The sequence below is a fragment of the Acidovorax sp. GW821-FHT11A03 genome, assembly GCF_058809075.1.
Window position 1 is genome coordinate 12,731 of record NZ_JBXASG010000001.1, and the last position, 16,212, is coordinate 28,942.

The 16,212-nt window shown below is 66.9% G+C and carries 12 protein-coding genes and 2 tRNA genes; 4 read left to right on the plus strand and 10 right to left on the minus strand.

Annotation, left to right across the window (positions count from 1 at the left end):
* Nucleotides 1–5 precede the first annotated feature (5 nt).
* Together AC1RVY_RS00075 and pbpG are read left to right on the plus strand one after the other, a co-directional pair.
* A complete protein-coding gene (locus AC1RVY_RS00075) occupies nucleotides 6–1,544 on the plus strand; it encodes a 2-isopropylmalate synthase (protein WP_218340965.1) in 1,539 nt (512 codons plus the stop codon).
* A 116-nt stretch (nucleotides 1,545–1,660) separates the two neighbouring features.
* Complete coding sequence (gene pbpG / locus AC1RVY_RS00080) at nucleotides 1,661–2,740, plus strand: D-alanyl-D-alanine endopeptidase (RefSeq protein ID WP_218294502.1); 1,080 nt, start codon at nucleotides 1,661–1,663, stop codon at nucleotides 2,738–2,740.
* Nucleotides 2,741–2,889: 149 nt separating this feature from the next.
* On the opposite strand, the gene AC1RVY_RS00085 is transcribed toward pbpG, so the two are convergent.
* The 6 genes from AC1RVY_RS00085 to AC1RVY_RS00110 form a co-directional block, all read right to left on the minus strand.
* Nucleotides 2,890–3,720, minus strand: a complete 831-nt coding sequence (locus tag AC1RVY_RS00085; protein ID WP_218294503.1) for an IclR family transcriptional regulator — start codon at nucleotides 3,718–3,720, stop codon at nucleotides 2,890–2,892.
* Between the two features lie 56 nt (nucleotides 3,721–3,776).
* A complete protein-coding gene (locus AC1RVY_RS00090; protein WP_492804745.1) occupies nucleotides 3,777–4,535 on the minus strand; it encodes an arginyltransferase in 759 nt (252 codons plus the stop codon).
* Nucleotides 4,532–5,287, minus strand: a complete 756-nt coding sequence (aat, locus tag AC1RVY_RS00095) for a leucyl/phenylalanyl-tRNA--protein transferase (RefSeq protein ID WP_218294505.1) — start codon at nucleotides 5,285–5,287, stop codon at nucleotides 4,532–4,534. Before aat ends, AC1RVY_RS00090 begins: the two co-directional genes overlap by 4 nt.
* Before the next feature lie 132 nt (nucleotides 5,288–5,419).
* Nucleotides 5,420–5,495: transfer RNA gene (locus AC1RVY_RS00100), tRNA-Asn, on the minus strand.
* A 51-nt stretch (nucleotides 5,496–5,546) separates the two neighbouring features.
* Nucleotides 5,547–5,622 (minus strand) — tRNA-Asn (locus AC1RVY_RS00105).
* Between the two features lie 125 nt (nucleotides 5,623–5,747).
* The gene (locus tag AC1RVY_RS00110) at nucleotides 5,748–6,170 is read right to left on the minus strand and encodes a YbaN family protein (protein WP_369642748.1); all 423 of its coding nucleotides are present in this window, start codon (nucleotides 6,168–6,170) and stop codon (nucleotides 5,748–5,750) included.
* A gap of 102 nt (nucleotides 6,171–6,272) precedes the next feature.
* On the opposite strand from AC1RVY_RS00110, the gene def reads away from it, so the two are divergent.
* Nucleotides 6,273–6,812, plus strand: a complete 540-nt coding sequence (gene def, locus AC1RVY_RS00115) for a peptide deformylase (protein WP_218294564.1) — start codon at nucleotides 6,273–6,275, stop codon at nucleotides 6,810–6,812.
* A 27-nt stretch (nucleotides 6,813–6,839) separates the two neighbouring features.
* Here the strand turns inward: def and AC1RVY_RS00120 are convergent, their stop codons facing one another.
* The 3 genes from AC1RVY_RS00120 to map all read right to left on the minus strand — a co-directional run bounded on the left by AC1RVY_RS00120 (nucleotide 6,840) and on the right by map (nucleotide 11,118).
* A complete protein-coding gene (locus AC1RVY_RS00120) occupies nucleotides 6,840–7,277 on the minus strand; it encodes a universal stress protein (RefSeq protein ID WP_218294565.1) in 438 nt (145 codons plus the stop codon).
* Nucleotides 7,278–7,611: 334 nt separating this feature from the next.
* Complete coding sequence (locus AC1RVY_RS00125) at nucleotides 7,612–10,203, minus strand: [protein-PII] uridylyltransferase (RefSeq protein WP_369642747.1); 2,592 nt, start codon at nucleotides 10,201–10,203, stop codon at nucleotides 7,612–7,614.
* Between the two features lie 99 nt (nucleotides 10,204–10,302).
* Nucleotides 10,303–11,118 carry a type I methionyl aminopeptidase gene (gene map, locus AC1RVY_RS00130; RefSeq protein ID WP_492804748.1) on the minus strand — a complete coding sequence of 272 codons (816 nt, stop codon included), beginning with the start codon at nucleotides 11,116–11,118 and terminating at the stop codon, nucleotides 10,303–10,305.
* 159 nt (nucleotides 11,119–11,277) lie between these two features.
* Between map and purL the strand changes: the two genes are divergently transcribed.
* The gene (gene purL / locus AC1RVY_RS00135) at nucleotides 11,278–15,285 is read left to right on the plus strand and encodes a phosphoribosylformylglycinamidine synthase (protein ID WP_492804749.1); all 4,008 of its coding nucleotides are present in this window, start codon (nucleotides 11,278–11,280) and stop codon (nucleotides 15,283–15,285) included.
* A gap of 204 nt (nucleotides 15,286–15,489) precedes the next feature.
* On the opposite strand, the gene AC1RVY_RS00140 is transcribed toward purL, so the two are convergent.
* Nucleotides 15,490–16,179, minus strand: a complete 690-nt coding sequence (locus tag AC1RVY_RS00140) for a class I SAM-dependent methyltransferase (protein ID WP_492804750.1) — start codon at nucleotides 16,177–16,179, stop codon at nucleotides 15,490–15,492.
* Nucleotides 16,180–16,212: the final 33 nt, after the last annotated feature.

Below are 16,212 nucleotides of genomic sequence, written 5' to 3' on the forward strand. Positions count from 1 at the left end.
ACAACATGGCTGACAAACTGATCATTTTCGACACCACCTTGCGCGATGGCGAGCAATCCCCCGGCGCCTCGATGACCAAGGACGAGAAGCTGCGCATCGCGCGCCAGCTCGAGCGCCTGAAGGTGGACGTGATCGAAGCCGGTTTCGCGGCCAGCTCCAACGGCGACTTCGAAGCCGTGCAGGCCATCGCCAATGCGATCAGGGAATCGACCATCTGCTCGCTGTCGCGCGCCAACGACCGCGACATCGCGCGCGCGGCGGAGGCCCTGGCGGGCGCCAACAGCGCGCGCATCCATACCTTCATCGCCACGAGCCCGCTGCACATGGAGAAGAAGCTGCGCATGACGCCCGAGCAGGTGCTGGAGCAGGCCAAGCAGTCGGTGCGTTTCGCCCGCAACCTGGTGGCCGACATCGAGTTCAGCCCCGAGGATGGCTACCGCAGCGATCCCGATTTCCTGTGCCGGGTGCTGGAGGCCGTGATCGCGGAAGGCGCCACCACCATCAACGTGCCCGACACCGTGGGCTACGCCATCCCCGAGCTCTATGGCAACTTCATCAAGACGCTGCGCGAGCGCATCCCCAACAGCGACAAGGCCGTCTGGTCCGTGCACTGCCACAACGACCTGGGCATGGCGGTGGCCAACTCGCTCGCTGGCGTGAAGATCGGCGGTGCGCGCCAGGTGGAGTGCACGATCAACGGCCTGGGCGAGCGCGCGGGCAACTGCTCGCTCGAAGAGGTGGTGATGGCGGTCAAGACCCGCCGGGACTATTTCAACCTCGACCTCAACATCGACACGCAGCACATCGTGGCCGCCAGCCGCATGGTCAGCCAGACCACCGGTTTCGTGGTGCAGCCCAACAAGGCCGTGGTGGGCGCCAACGCGTTCGCACATGCCTCGGGCATCCACCAGGATGGCGTGCTCAAGGCGCGCGACACCTACGAGATCATGCGCGCCGAGGACGTGGGCTGGAGCGCCAACAAGATCGTGCTGGGCAAGCTGAGCGGCCGCAATGCCTTCAAGCAGCGCCTGCAGGAACTGGGCGTGAGCCTGGAGAGCGAAACCGAGGTCAATACGGCGTTCACCCGCTTCAAGGAGTTGGCGGACCGCAAGAGCGAAATCTTCGATGAGGACATCCTGGCGCTGGTCAGCGACGAGAGCGTGACCAGCGAGAAGGAGCAGTACGGCTTTGTCTCCCTTTTCCAGCAGAGCGAAACGGGTGAGCACCCCCGCGCGCGCATCGTCTTCACGGTCGACGGCCATGAGGTGCGCGGCGAATCCGAAGGCAACGGCCCCGTGGACGCCTCGCTCAAGGCCATTGAATCGCACGTCAAGAGCGGGGCGGAGATGGTGCTGTACTCGGTCAATGCCATCAGCGGCTCGACCGAGAGCCAGGGCGAGGTCACGGTGCGCCTGCAAAACAGCGGCCGCGTGGTCAATGGCGTGGGCGCGGATCCGGACATCGTGGTGGCTTCGGCCAAGGCATACCTCAGCGCGCTGAACAAGTTACAAAGTAAAGCTGACCGGGTGGCTGCACAAGGCTGAATGAACAATTTATAATTTCATTCACTTTCTCGGAAAGTCGCGCAAGGCATTGATCTTGCGCGACTTTTTTTGATTCTGTACACTGCTCAACACCTATTACCGTTTGGAGCACTTTGATGCACCATCGCCACCGCGCCGCAGTGAGCCGTTTCTTTCAAATTTTGAGCGTTGTCGCCGTGAGCGCCGTCCTGGCTGCCCCGGCCGCGCACGCAGGCGAGCGCAAGAAAGCCTCGGACAAAAAACAGCAGATCAGCACGGCCACTGCCAAACGGGGCGTTGCGCCCCGCAAGGTGGCTGCTGCCTCCACCAGGGCCGTGCGCGTGACGGCCAAGACCTCCAAGGCCGCCACCCGCGTGGCGTTCGTGCCGGCCAAGCAGTCCTTCGGGCAGATGGCGGGCCTGCACGAGGTCAACGATCCATTGGATCTGAAGTCGAGTGTGGCCCTGGTCATCGACCAGGACACGCACGAGGTCCTGCTGAGCAAGAATGACCATGCGGTGCTGCCCATCGCGTCCCTGACCAAGCTCATGACCGGGATGCTCATTTCCCAGGCCAAGCTGCCGATGGATGAACCGATCACCATCACGCAGGACGACGTCGATACGGAAAAGGGCAGCCGCTCGCGCCTGACGGTGGGTTCCACGCTGACCCGGGGCGAGATGCTGCATCTGGCCCTCATGTCCAGCGAGAACCGGGCTGCGCATGCGCTGGGCCGTACCTATCCTGGTGGCCTGGAGGCTTTCGTGGCGCAGATGAACGCCAAGGCCCGTTTGCTGGGCATGACCGACACCCGCTATGTGGAGCCCACGGGGCTGTCGAGCCGCAACCAGTCCAGCGCCCGGGACCTGGCCACCTTGGTGAATGTGGCGCACAGCGATCCCTTGCTGCGCGAGCTGTCCACGTCTCCGGGCTATGAGGTGGCCGTGGGCCCGAGAACGCTGCAGTACAACAATACCAACGGGCTGGTAAAGAACCCCACCTGGGATATCGGACTGCAAAAGACGGGCTATATCTCCGAGGCGGGCCGCTGCCTTGTGATGCAGACGCAGATCGCCGGGCGCAAGCTCATCATGGTGTTTCTGGATTCCGCGGGCAAGTTCAGCCGGCTGGGGGATGCGGAGCGCGTGCGCCACTGGGTGGAGTCGATGCCATCCCTGGCGACCCCGTTGCAGGCCCGGGCCGGAAGCAATGGCTAGCCGATAGCGGCAGCTAGCTTCCCTCGCCAGCGGCCCCGCCGGGGCCGTGGTGCCATCGAAGCGCATTGATCATCCATGGGCCGACCAGGCATTGCCCGCCTGTGTCGGCTTTTTCATGCGTGGTGGCTTCTGGGGTCGTGGTGCGCCGCTCAGCGAAGGCCTGCACGCAAGCCGGCTTCGCTGGATGCCGATGCCTCGGTGCTGGTGGGTACGTGGCCCAGCGCGAGCGAGATCTCGTTGGCCGTGGCTTGCAATTTGGGCAGCCACCCTTCGTCCAGCCGGTCCGCCGGGGCCGATATCGACAGACCCGCCACCAGCTTGCCCTGGTCGTCATAGACGCCGGCGGCCATGCAGCGCACGCCCAGCTCCAGTTCCTCGTTGTCGCGGGCAATCCCGTACTGCCGTGCCTTGGCGAGTTCGCGCTCAAGGTTGGGCAGCTGGGTGATGCTGTTGCGCGTGTGTCCCGCCAGCCCGGTGCGCGTGGCGTAGGCCCGCACGCGCTGGGGATCGTCCAGGGCCAGGAAGAGCTTGCCCGTCGATGTCAGGTGCAGGGGGGCGCGCCCGCCGATGGCGCGTACCACCTGCATGCCCGAGCGCTCGCTGTAGGCGCGCTCCACGTAGACAATCTCATCCCCCTGCCGCATGCTCAGATTGACCGGTTGCTGGATCAGCTTGTGCAGGTTGCGCATGGGGGTCAGGGCGGCATCGCGCACGCTCAGGCGCGCCTTGACGAGGTTGCCTAGTTCCAGCAGGCGCATGCCCAGCCGGTAGCTGCCGGATTCCGGCCGGTCCACGAAGCGGCCGATCGTGAGGTCGTTCAAGATGCGGTGCGTGGTGGAGGGGTGCAGCCCCGTCTTCTCGCTGATTTCCTTGAGGGAGATCGCCTCCTCGCGCGACGCCAGCACATCGATCAGCGTAAACATGCGTTCAAGCACCTGAACGCTGGGTTTGGCAGGAATGCTGGGATCGATTTTTTTCATGGGCGGCGATGCAATGAGGGCCGCAGCATTTTATCTTGTGAAATTCAATCCTGCATTCAGGCGCCTTGTTCCGCATGGCGGCCGGCGCGGTGCCACGCGCCATCGGTGCGGACTTCGTGGGGGTGAAAGCGGGCCTTGTAGTTCATCTTGGGGCTGGCTTCGATCCAGTAGCCCAGATAGACATGGGGGAGCCCCAGGGAGCGCGCCTGCGCGATCTGCCACATCACGTTGTAGGTGCCGTAGCTGCAGTGGGGCTCGGGCTCGTAGAAGGTGTAGACCGCGGAAAGCCCGTCGTCGAGCACATCCAGGATGGATACCATCTTGAGCGCGCCGGGCTCGCCGCTGGCATCCGTTTCGCGGAACTCCACGAGGCGCGAATTCACCCGGCTTTGCAGCAGGAACTGGGTGTACTGGTCGATGCTGTCATGGTCCATGCCGCCGCCCGCGTGGCGGCCATTCTGGTAGCGCAGGTAGAGCTGGTAGTGCTCGGGCACGAAGCACAGGCGCAGCACGCGCGCCTGCAGGCCGCCATGTCGAACGGTCGCTCGCCGCTGGCTTCGATCGGGTTGGAACTCATTCACGAGCACGCGCAGCGGAGTGCAGGCCTGGCAGCCATCGCAGTAGGGACGGTAGGTGAACATGCCGCTGCGCCGGAACCCCTTGGCGACGAGGTCGGAATACATGTCGCTCTGAATCAGGTGGCTGGGCGTGGCCACCTGCGACCGAGCCTGTCTGTCCGGCAGGTAGCTGCAGGGGTAGGGGGCTGTCGCATAGAACTGCAGGGTTTGCAGTGGAAGGTCGTTGAGTTGCGTCATGCCGTGGACACGGTGGAGGGCAGCAGCCCGTTCCAGTATACGGGGTCGAAGGCCCAGGGCGGTGGCGGAAGGTGCTGGGTCTTCTGGATCTCGGCCAGGAACTGCGCGCGGGGAATCTCCCGGGCTCCCAGGGAGGCGAGGTGGCGCGTGTTCTGCTGGCAGTCGATCATCGCAACGCCGTGGTGGCGGCACAGGCCCACCAGGGCCGCGAGCGCGATCTTCGATGCGTCCGTGGCGTGGGCGAACATCGATTCGCCGAACACTGCCTGGCCGAGGGCCACGCAGTACAGGCCGCCCACCAGCCGTCCTTCAACCCAGGTCTCGACGCTGTGGGCATACCCTGCCGCATGGAGGCGGATGTAGGCTTCGATCATCTCGGGCACGATCCAGGTGCCCACTTGGCCATCGCGTTCCTTGGTGGCGCAGGCCGTGATGACTTCCCGGAAAGCATGGTCCACGCGGATCTGGCAGGCTGCATCGGTGCGGAATGCCTGCAGCGTCCTGCGCAGGGAGCGGTGCAGCCTGAACTCCGCGGTGGGCAGCACCATGCGGGGATCGGGGGCCCACCACAGGATGGGCTGCCCCGGGCCGTACCAGGGAAAGGTGCCCTGGGCGTATGCCGCCCGCAACTGCGCCACCGCCAGCGCGCCACCTGCCGCCAGGAGCCCGGGTGCGGGGTCCTGCGGTCCCCATGCGGTCGCGGGATGCGGCAGACGGTCTTCGGGTTCCAGCCAGGGCAATTGCGGGGGCATGGGATGGTGCGCGGGTAAACAACAACAACGACAAGGAGACTGGCTTATTGTCCGGCAACCCGGGCGTGCGCGGCGCGGATGAAGCCGGCGACAAAAAAGCCCACCATGCGTGGGCATGGTGGGCTTTCTGAGTGGCTCCTCGACCTGGGCTCGAACCAGGGACCTACGGATTAACAGTCCGGCGCTCTACCGACTGAGCTATCGAGGAATGATCGGTATGTAAAAGGCCCCGCGTACACATGCAGGGCCTGCAAATTCTTGGCTCCTCGACCTGGGCTCGAACCAGGGACCTACGGATTAACAGTCCGGCGCTCTACCGACTGAGCTATCGAGGAACAAGACTTAGATTATATACATAAAAATTGGGCTCCAGCCGCTTCGCGGATGTGCCTGACGATTTGCATGGTGCCCCGGCCGGGAGTGCGGGGCGCATGCCTGGCTGTCGATGCTGCCCATTCGCTCACTGCGGCTCGGGCCTGCGCCACAGCCAGGCCAGCACGCACGCCATGCAGGTGATGGCGAGCACGGCGATCCAGGTGCGCGTGCCCGTCGCAAACAGCACGATCCCACTCAGCGCCATGAGGCACGTGGCGCTCCATTTGGCGCGCCGGCTCACGCAGCCTCCCTGGGCCCAGTTGCGCAAGAGCGGGCCGAACAGGCGGTGGTTCCAGAGCCAGCGGTACAGCCGGGGCGAACTGCGGGCCGCAGCCCATGCGGCCATGAGAATGAACACCGTGGTGGGCAGCCCGGGAACGATGACGCCGATGATGCCCATCGCCAGGCACGCCACGGCAAAGACCAGCAGCAGCCAGCGGGCGGGCCATGGCAAGGGGCGCAGGGGCGGGGCCGTGTCGGTGGAGGCCTGGTCTGGAGGAGAGTCCATGCCGGTATTGTGAATGGGCGCGGCCGCTGCGCGGCGCGCCGACACGCGCTATGCTGCCGCAGGCTGGCGCGCGCCAGCCGCTTTCGCAGAAATTTCACACCGATGACCATCCACACCATCCTGAAGATGGGCGATCCGCGCCTGCTGCGCGTTGCCCAGCCCGTGACTGCATTCGATACAGACGATCTTCATCTTCTGGTGCGGGACATGTTCGACACCATGCGCTCCGTCAATGGGGCGGGGCTTGCCGCGCCGCAGATCGGCGTGGATCTGCAGCTCGTGATCTTTGGCTCCGGCGAACGCAATCCGCGCTACCCCGAGCGCCCGGTGATTCCTCCCACCGTCCTGCTCAATCCCGTCATCACGCCGCTGGGCGATGAAGAAGAGGAGGACTGGGAAGGCTGCCTTTCCGTGCCGGGGCTGCGCGGCAAGGTCCCCCGGTGGGCGCGCATCCGCTACACGGGGTTCGATCCTTACGGCGACCGCATAGACCGCACGGTGGACGGCTTTCATGCCCGTGTGGTGCAGCACGAGTGCGACCACCTCGTTGGCAAGCTGTACCCGATGCGGGTGCGCGATTTCACGCAGTTCGGCTTCACGGAAGTGCTCTTCCCCGACATTAGCGCCGCCGAGGACGACTGACGGGCGGAACCAGCGCCCGCTTTGGGGTCAACGGTGCACGAGCACCGGGATCTTGCTGTGCGTGAGGACCTTGAGGGTCTCGCTTCCCAGCAGGATGCCCTGGAGGCCGCGGCGGCCATGCGAGGCCATCAGGATCAGGTCGCAGCCCTGCGCGTGCGCGGCGTCGATGATGGCTTCGTACGGATGGTCGCTGATGCTGGTCAGGGTGTCGCATGGCACGCTGTACTGTGCCGCGGTCTCCCGGATGTAGTTCAGGACCTCCTCGGCCCTCGCCCGGGCCTGGTCTTCCTGGCTCTTGCGCGTGTGTTCCAGCATGGCGGTGTGGTACGCAAGTGCATGGAATTCGGGCAGGGCATAAAAGCCGGTGACCTTGGCGTGGGCTTCGCGGGCAAAGCGCATGCCGCGCAGGATGGCCGCTTCCGACAGCGCCGTACCGTCGGAGGGCATCAGGATGTGCTTGTACATGCTGGCTCCTTGGGGGCTGCGTGGGCAGTCCCGGCAGGGCGCCGGGTCGCCTGCCCGGGTGCGGTGGCGCAACGCGGCTGGCAGGCACCGTGGGCGCCATGAACGCGCCACATGCATGTGGCTGTTATAGGCTCAAGATGGGCGCAAGGCAAGCGCTAGCCTTGGCGCACTTCAGCATTCGGCAACAGGGGGAAATGCGCCCTGGCGCTTGATTGGCATGCGATGGATGCTATCAATGGAATAGCATCTTGGCGCGCAGCCTTCTCGTGAGGGGATCCACTGCCCGCCCGGAGGCCGGAGACGGGATGCGGTAGGCCGCTAGTCAGTCAGTCAGTCAGTCAGCCAGCTCGCGCAGCAGTTCGGTTTCGATCTCGATCTGGCGTGCATTGTTCTGCAGTTCGGGGCCCTGGACCAGGAAGGTGTCTTCGACACGTTCGCCCAGGGTGCTGACCTTGGCCAACTGCACGCTCAGGTGGTGCTGCGCCAGGATGCGCGCCACCAGGTACAGCAGGCCCGCACGGTCGCTGGCGGAGATGGCCAGCAGCCAGCGCTGCGCCTTTTCGTCGGGGCGCAGCGTGACGCGCGGGGCCACCGGAAAGCTCTTCACGCGGCGTGACACCCGCCGGCGCGCGGGTTCGGGCAGCGGCCCGCCCGCCTCGATCACGCGCACCAGGTCGCTTTCGACCATATGGGTCAGTTCGCGGTAGTGCCCCGCCTGCGACGAGGCCACCACCTGGAAGGTGTCGAGCGCATAGCCGTTGTTCGCGGTGTGCACGCGCGCATCCAGGATGCTGAAGCCCGCGCGGTCGAAATAGCCGCAGATGCGCGCGAACAGGTCCGCCTGGTCGGCGGCATACACCATCACCTGCAGGCCATCGCCCGCCAGCGACTGGCGCGCGCGCACCACGGGCCTGGCCGTGCCCACATGGCGCGACAGGTGGCGCGTGTGCCAGGCGATGTCCGCCGCTTCGTGGCGCATGAAGTAGCTCACATCCAGCGTGGCCCACAGGGCCTTGTGGGCCTCGAAGGGCAGGGCGCTCAGGGCCAGCAGCACCAGCGCCTCGCGCTTGCGCGCTTCGATCTCGGCGGCGGCATCCGGCGCCCGGCCACCCAGCGTGCGCAGCGTGGCGCGGTACAGGTCTTCGAGGAGCTTGCCCTTCCAGGCGTTCCAGACCTTGGGGCTGGTGCCCCGGATATCGGCCACCGTGAGCAGGTACAGCGCGGTCAGGTAGCGTTCGTTGCCCACGCGCTGGGCGAATGCCGCGATCACGTCCGGGTCGGAGAGGTCCTCCTTCTGGGCGATCCGGCTCATCGACAGGTGTTCGCTGACCAGGAACTCGATGAGCCTGGCGTCTTCACGGTCCACGCCATGCTGGCGGCAGAAGCGCCGCACCTCGACGGCGCCGATCTGCGAATGGTCGCCGCCGCGGCCCTTGCCGATGTCGTGGAACAGCGCCGCGACGTACAGGATCCACGGCTTGTCCCACCCGCCCGCGAGCTGCGAGCAGAACGGGTATTCGTGCGCGTGCTCGGCCATGAAGAAACGGCGCACGTTGCGCAGCACCATGAGGATGTGCTGGTCGACCGTGTACACATGGAACAGGTCGTGCTGCATCTGCCCCACGATGCCCCGGAAGACCCACAGGTAGCGCCCGAGCACCGAGGTCTGGTTCATGAGGCGCATGGCATGCGTGATGCCCGAGGGCTGCTGCAGGATGCGCATGAAGTTGGCGCGATTGACCGGGTCGCGGCGGAACGCTCCGTCCATCACGCCGCGTGCGTTGTACAGCGCGCGCAGCGTGCGCGCCGACAGGTCCTTGAGCCCCACGGTGGTCTGGTAGAGCAGGAAGGTTTCGAGGATGGCGTGCGGGTCGCGCTCGTACAGGTCGTCGCTGGCCACCTCGATCAGGCCGGCCTTCTCGAAGAAGCGCTCGTTGATGGGGCGCGGCTCGTGGGTCGAGGGGTTCAGGCGTTCCTCGATGTTCAGCAGCAGGATCTGGCTGAGCTGCGACACGGCCTTGGCCGCCCAGTAGTAGCGCCGCATCAGGCTTTCGCTGGCGCGCATGGGCAGGCGCGAGCCGTCGGGCGCCTGCGAGCGGTAGCCGAAGGACTCGGCCACGGCGGTCTGCAGGTCGAACACCAGGCGGTCCTCATGCCGCCCGGCGGCTGCATGCAGGCGCGCGCGGATGAGGCAGAGCACTGCCTCGTTGCGCTCGATCTGGCGCACCTCGAAGGCGGTGGCCATGCCGCTGGCGGCCAGTTCCTTCCAGTTGCGGCCCAGGCCCGCGGCCTGCGCCACCCACAGGATCATCTGCAGGTCGCGCAGCCCGCCGGGCGACTCCTTGCAGTTGGGCTCCAGCGAGTAGGGCGTGTTCTCGTACTTGTTGTGGCGCTGGCGCATCTCCAGCGTCTTGGCTACCAGGAAGGCCTGCGGGTTCATCTGCAGGCGGTACTGGCGCTGGAATTCGGCGAACAGCGCCGCGTTGCCGCACACCAGGCGCGATTCGAGCAACGATGTCTGCACGGTGACATCGCCCGCGCTTTCGGCCAGGCATTCGGCCACGGTGCGTACGCTGGAGCCGATCTCCAGGCCCGCATCCCAGCAGCTGCCGATGAAGCCCTCCAGCCGCGTGCGCAGCTCGCTGCCGGCCTCGGGGGCGCTTCCATCGGGCATCAGCAGCAGGACGTCGACATCCGAATAGGGGAAAAGCTGGTCGCGCCCGAAGCCCCCCACGGCCACCAGCGCCATGTCCGCTGGGAGCTGCGCCCGCTGCCACAGCGTGTGCAGCAGGGCGCCGGCCAGCGTGGAGAGCTTGCGCAGCAGCACGCGGATGCCACGCGTGGAGGCGCCCGTGGCCTGCAGGGCGGCGAGCAGGGCGGCTTTGTCGCTGCGGTAGGCGTCCCGCAGGGCATGGAGTTCGGTCATGGTCGTGGTGCGCGCGGATAAGGTGCCATGAAAAAAGCCATGCAAGAGTTGTGCGAGCCAGTGTGAATGCCGGTCGCGCAGGCGTTGCCGGGCCGGCCGTCAGGTGGCCGTGGCCGTCACGAAGGCGGGCAGCGCGGGCGAGCCGGCCGACAGGGTCATCACCTCATAGCCCGTCTCGGTCACCAGCACGGTGTGTTCCCACTGCGCCGACAGGCTGTGGTCCTTGGTCACGATGGTCCAGCCGTCGTTGCCGAACTCCTTCACCTCGCGGCGGCCGGCGTTGATCATGGGCTCGATCGTGAAGACCATGCCGGGCACCAGTTCTTCCAGCGTGCCGGGGCGGCCGTAGTGCAGCACCTGGGGTTCTTCGTGGAATTTCTGGCCGATGCCGTGGCCGCAGAACTCGCGCACGATGGAGAAACCCTGGCCTTCGGCGAATTTCTGGATGGCGTGACCCACGTCGCCCAGGTGGGCGCCAGGCTTCACCTGCAGGATGCCGTGCCACATGGCGTCGAAGGTGATCGCGCACAGGCGCTTGGCGGCAATGGAGCACTCGCCGATCTGGTACATGCGGCTGTTGTCGCCGTACCAGCCGTCCTTGGTGATCACGGTCACGTCCACGTTGACGATGTCGCCCTTCTTGAGCGGCTTGTCGTTGGGGATGCCGTGGCACACCACATGGTTGACCGAGGTGCACAGCGAGGCGGGGTAGGGCGGGTAGCCGGGCGGCTGGTAGCCCACGGTGGCCGAGATGGTGCCCTGCTGGGCCATGCATTCGGCACCCAGGCGGTCGATTTCCTTGGTGGTGATGCCGGGCTTGATGTGGGGGGCGACGTAGTCCAGCACTTCGGAGGCCAGGCGGCACGCGAGGCGCATGCCGGCAATGTCTTCTGCGCTTTTGATGGTGATGCTCATGGCGTAATTATCCCATCGCCCCCCGCCGGCTGCTTGGAGGCGGGCGGCGGCCCTGGTCCGCCCGGTAAAATGCCGGGCTGTCCACCCACATGCCCAGGCCAGAGCCCGGGCCCGGGTCGGCGCCTCGACCGTACCCCTCACACCCAACAGGCCGCTACCGTGACCTTGCACATGACCACGCTGGCGGGCGGCAACGCCCTCAGCACCTTCCGCGCCCAGCAACTCCAACCCGCCCTGGAGGCCATCCACCCCAAGATCAGCGGCATTGCAGCGCGCTTCGTGCACCTTGTCGCCACCGACGCGCCCCCCACGCCCGCCGACCATGAGCGCCTGGCCGCCCTGCTGACCTATGGCGACCCCTATGCGGGCCCCGCCGAGGGCACCGCCATCATCGTCACCCCCCGCCTGGGCACGCTGTCGCCCTGGGCGTCCAAGGCGACCGACATCGCCCGCAACTGCGGCATCGCCATCCGCCGCGTGGAGCGCATCACCGAATACCGCATCAGCCTCAAGGCCGGCCTGCTGGGCAAGGCGCCCGAGCTGACGGCCGAGCAACTGGCCCAGGTGGCCGCCCTGCTGCACGACCGCATGACCGAGTCCGTGGTGGCCGACCGCGCCGCCGCCGCCGCGCTGTTCACCGAACTGCAGCCCGCGCCCATGGAGCACGTCAACGTGCTCGGCGGCGGCCGCGCCGCGCTGGAGGCGGCCAACACCCGTTTCGGCCTGGCCCTGGCCGACGACGAGATCGACTACCTGGTCAACGCCTTCACGGGCCTGGCGCGCAACCCCACCGACGTGGAGCTGATGATGTTCGCCCAGGCCAACAGCGAACACTGCCGCCACAAGATCTTCAACGCCCAGTTCACCATCGACGGCGTGGCGCAGGACAAATCGCTGTTCGGCATGATCCGCAACACCCACCAGCTGGCGCCCCAGCACACGGTGATCGCGTATTCGGACAACGCCTCGGTCATGGAAGGCGGCGAGGTCGAGCGGTTCGTGGCCAAAATGGCCTCTACCGCTGATTCAGCGGGCGCTACCAGCTATCAAAAAAGTAGCGCCACCCAGCACGTGCTGATGAAGGTGGAAACGCACAACCACCCCACCGCCATCTCTCCCTTCCCGGGCGCATCCACCGGCGCGGGTGGCGAGATCCGCGACGAAGGCGCCACCGGGCGGGGCTCCAAGCCCAAGGCCGGCCTCACGGGGTTCACCGTGTCCAAGCTCTGGGGCAGCACGGTCGGCAAGCCCGAGCACATCGCCAGCCCGCTGCAGATCATGGTGGAAGGGCCCCTGGGTGGCGCGGCGTTCAACAACGAATTCGGCCGTCCCAACCTGGCGGGCTACTTCCGCGAGTACGAGCAGGAAGTCGCTGGCGTGCAGCGCGGCTACCACAAGCCCATCATGATCGCCGGCGGCGTGGGCGTGATCGACGCGGGCCTGACGACAAAGATCGAGTTCCCCGCTGGCTCGCTGCTCATCCAGCTGGGCGGCCCGGGCATGCGCATCGGCATGGGCGGCAGTGCCGCCAGCTCCATGGCCAGCGGCACCAACGCCGCCGAACTGGACTTCGACTCCGTGCAGCGCGGCAACCCCGAGATCGAGCGCCGCGCCCAGGAGGTCATCAACCACTGCTGGGCGCAGGGCGCCGCCAACCCCATCCTCGCCATCCACGACGTGGGTGCGGGCGGCCTCTCGAACGCCTTCCCCGAGCTCACGAACGACGCCGGCCGTGGCGCTCGCTTCGACCTGCGCGCCGTGCCGCTCGAAGAATCGGGCATGGCGCCCAAGGAAATCTGGAGCAACGAAAGCCAGGAGCGCTACGTGCTGGCCATCGCGCCCGAGTCGTTGCCGCTGTTCAAGGCGTTCTGCGAGCGCGAGCGCTGCCCCTTCGCCGTGATCGGCACGGCCACCGAGGAACGCCAGCTGGTGCTGCAGGACACCGCCGTGGAGGCGGGCGACCAGAAGCTGCCGGTGGACATGCCCATGAACGTGCTGCTGGGCAAGCCGCCCAAGATGCACCGCGACGTGGCCACGGTGCAGCGCCAGTTCGCGCCCATCGACCTGACCGGCGTCCCGCTGCAAAAGGCCGTGATCGACGTGCTGGCCCATCCCACGGTGGCGTCCAAGCGTTTTCTCATCACCATCGGCGACCGCACCGTGGGTGGCCTGTCGCACCGCGACCAGATGGTCGGCCCCTGGCAGGTGCCGGTGGCGGACTGCGCGGTGACGCTGGCCGACTACAAGGGCTTTGCGGGCGAGGCGATGAGCATGGGCGAGCGCACGCCGCTGGCCGCGATCAACGCACCCGCATCGGGCCGCATGGCCGTGGCCGAGGCCATCACCAACCTGCTGGCGGCGCCCATCGAGCTGCCGCGTGTGAAGCTGTCCGCCAACTGGATGGCCGCGTGTGGCGAGCCCGGCGAAGACGCTGCCTTGTACGAGACCGTGAAGGCCGTGGGCATGGAGCTGTGCCCGGCGCTGGGCGTCTCCATCCCCGTGGGCAAGGACAGCCTGTCGATGCGCACGCAGTGGAACGACGGCAGCGACAAGAAAAAGGTCACGTCCCCCGTGAGCCTGATCGTGAGCGCGTTCGCGTCGCTCTCCGACGTGCGCGGCACGCTCACGCCCCAGCTCGATGCCACCGAGGATGACACCACCCTGGTGCTGATCGATCTGGGCAAGGGCCAGAACCGCATGGGCGGCAGCATCCTGGGCCAGACGCTGGAACAAAGCGGCGACGTGGTGCCCGACGTGGACGATCCGCAGGACCTGGTGAACCTGGTCAACGCCGTGAACGCGCTGCGCGCCAAGGGCCATGTCCTGGCCTACCACGACCGCAGCGACGGCGGCCTGCTGGCGGCGGCGGCCGAGATGGCCTTTGCGGGCCATGTGGGCGTGGCGCTCAATGTGGACATGCTCGTGACCGAAGGCGACGGCATCAGCGACAGCCGCATGGAGACCGGGGATGCCAAGAACTGGGCGCAGCAGGTCAGCGCACGCCGTGAAGAACTCACGCTCAAGGCCTTGTTCAACGAAGAACTGGGCGTGCTGCTGCAGGTGCGCACCGCAGAGCGCAACGATGTGATGCAGGTGCTGCGCGAGCACGGCCTGTCCAGATTCAGCCACTTCGTCGGCAAGACGCGTCCGCAATCGTCGAGCATCGACGCCGGCAAGGGCGAGCTGCAGGTCTGGCGCGATGCCAAGGCCGTGTTCAGCGCCAAGCTCACCGACCTGCACCAGGTGTGGGATGCCGTGAGCTGGAAAATCTGCCAGCAGCGCGACAACCCCGCGACCGCGGACTCCGAGCACGCCGCCGCGGGCGCGGCCGCCGACCCCGGGATGCACGTGCACCTCACGTTCGACGCGGCCGACAACGTGGCGGCGCCGTTCCTGAACCTGGCCAAACCCCGGGTCGCGATCCTGCGCGAGCAGGGCGTCAATTCGCACATCGAGATGGCCTACACCTTCACCGAGGCCGGCTTCGAGGCCTACGACGTGCACATGACCGACCTGCAGACCGGCCGCGTCAAGCTCGAAGACTTCAAGGGCGTGGTCGCCTGCGGCGGCTTCAGCTACGGCGACACGCTGGGGGCCGGCATCGGCTGGGCGCGCAGCATCACCTTCAACCCCGTGCTGGCCGAGCAGTTCCAGGGCTTCTTCGGCCGCACCGACACCTTTGGCCTCGGGGTGTGCAACGGATGCCAGATGTTTGCCGAGCTGGCGGACATCATCCCGGGCGCGCAGGACTGGCCACGCTTCACCACCAACCAGAGCGAGCGCTTCGAGGCCCGCCTGTCGATGGTGGAGGTGCTGGAGTCTCCCAGCCTGTTCTTCGCGGGCATGGCGGGCAGCCGCCTGCCGATCGCCGTGGCGCACGGCGAGGGCTATGCCAACTTCAAGTACCGCGGCAACGCCGGCGCGGCCATCGCCGCGATGCGTTTCGTGGACAACCAAGGCGCGCCCACCGAGCAATACCCGTTCAACCCGAACGGCAGCACGGGTGGCATGACCGGCGTGACCACGGCGGACGGCCGTTTCACGGCCATCATGCCGCACCCCGAGCGCGTGTTCCGCAACGTGCAGATGAGCTGGACCTCGGGCGATCGCAGCGAACTCAGTCCCTGGATGCGCATCTGGCGCAATGCCCGCAAGTGGGTGGGGTGACGTAGCACATCCTGCGGAGTCGCTTCGCGCCTTCCCCCTTCTCTCAATGGCTTGCCATGCGGGAAGGGGCGCAGCCGGTGCACGCCCGCAAAGCGCCGCATACGCAGCTTGGCGGCCCTTGCACGGCCGCACGGGCGTTTGGGCTGCGCGGGCCCGGCGGGCTGCTGGCGGCGCTGTCGCGCCGGGCTGCCCGGCAAGTCCTGCTCAGGCCACTGCAGGGGCGCGCTGATACACCAGCAGCCGCCCTTTGTACGCCGGAACATCGGCCAGCGCGGGGTGGTCCAGGCGCTCTTCCACCACGTCAAAACGCAGCGCGGCCATCTGCTTGCTGAAGGCGGAGCGGTTGCCGCGGTTGGGGTCCACGATCCAGATCTGCGCGCTTTCGGTCGCGTGGCGGTCGAGGAAGTTGGCCAGGCTGCCTCGTGCGTCGCGCTCGTACAGGACGTCGCTGCCCATGATGAGGTCGAACCGGCCTTGCACATCGGCGCAGGTGTCGGTCAAGTCGGCTCCCCATTGCCCGGTGCGGTACTTGAGCGGCGACATGCCGTTGAGCCGCACGTTCTCCAGCAGGAAGGCCGATGCCAGGGGGTGGCAGTCGCTGGCGGTCACGTCCACGCCGCGCCGGTGACACACCAGGCTGGCCAGGGCCAGGCCGCAGCCGATCTCCAGCACGCGCTCACCGCTTCGCAGGGGGCGGCTGGCCATGCGGTGCGCCAGCTGGGCCCCCGATGGCCACAGCAGGCCGAACAGCGGCCAGGCGGCGGAAGATATGCCCAGCGCTTCGGCGGCACCCTCTGGGTCGGAAAACTGCTGCTTGTCCAGGAGCGAGCGGATGATCAGGTCTGCCGCGCCGGTGATGGCGATGTCTTCTTGCTTGGTCAGGTAGCCGGGCATGGCATGGGCGTGAAGCCCGTGCAGGGGGACAAG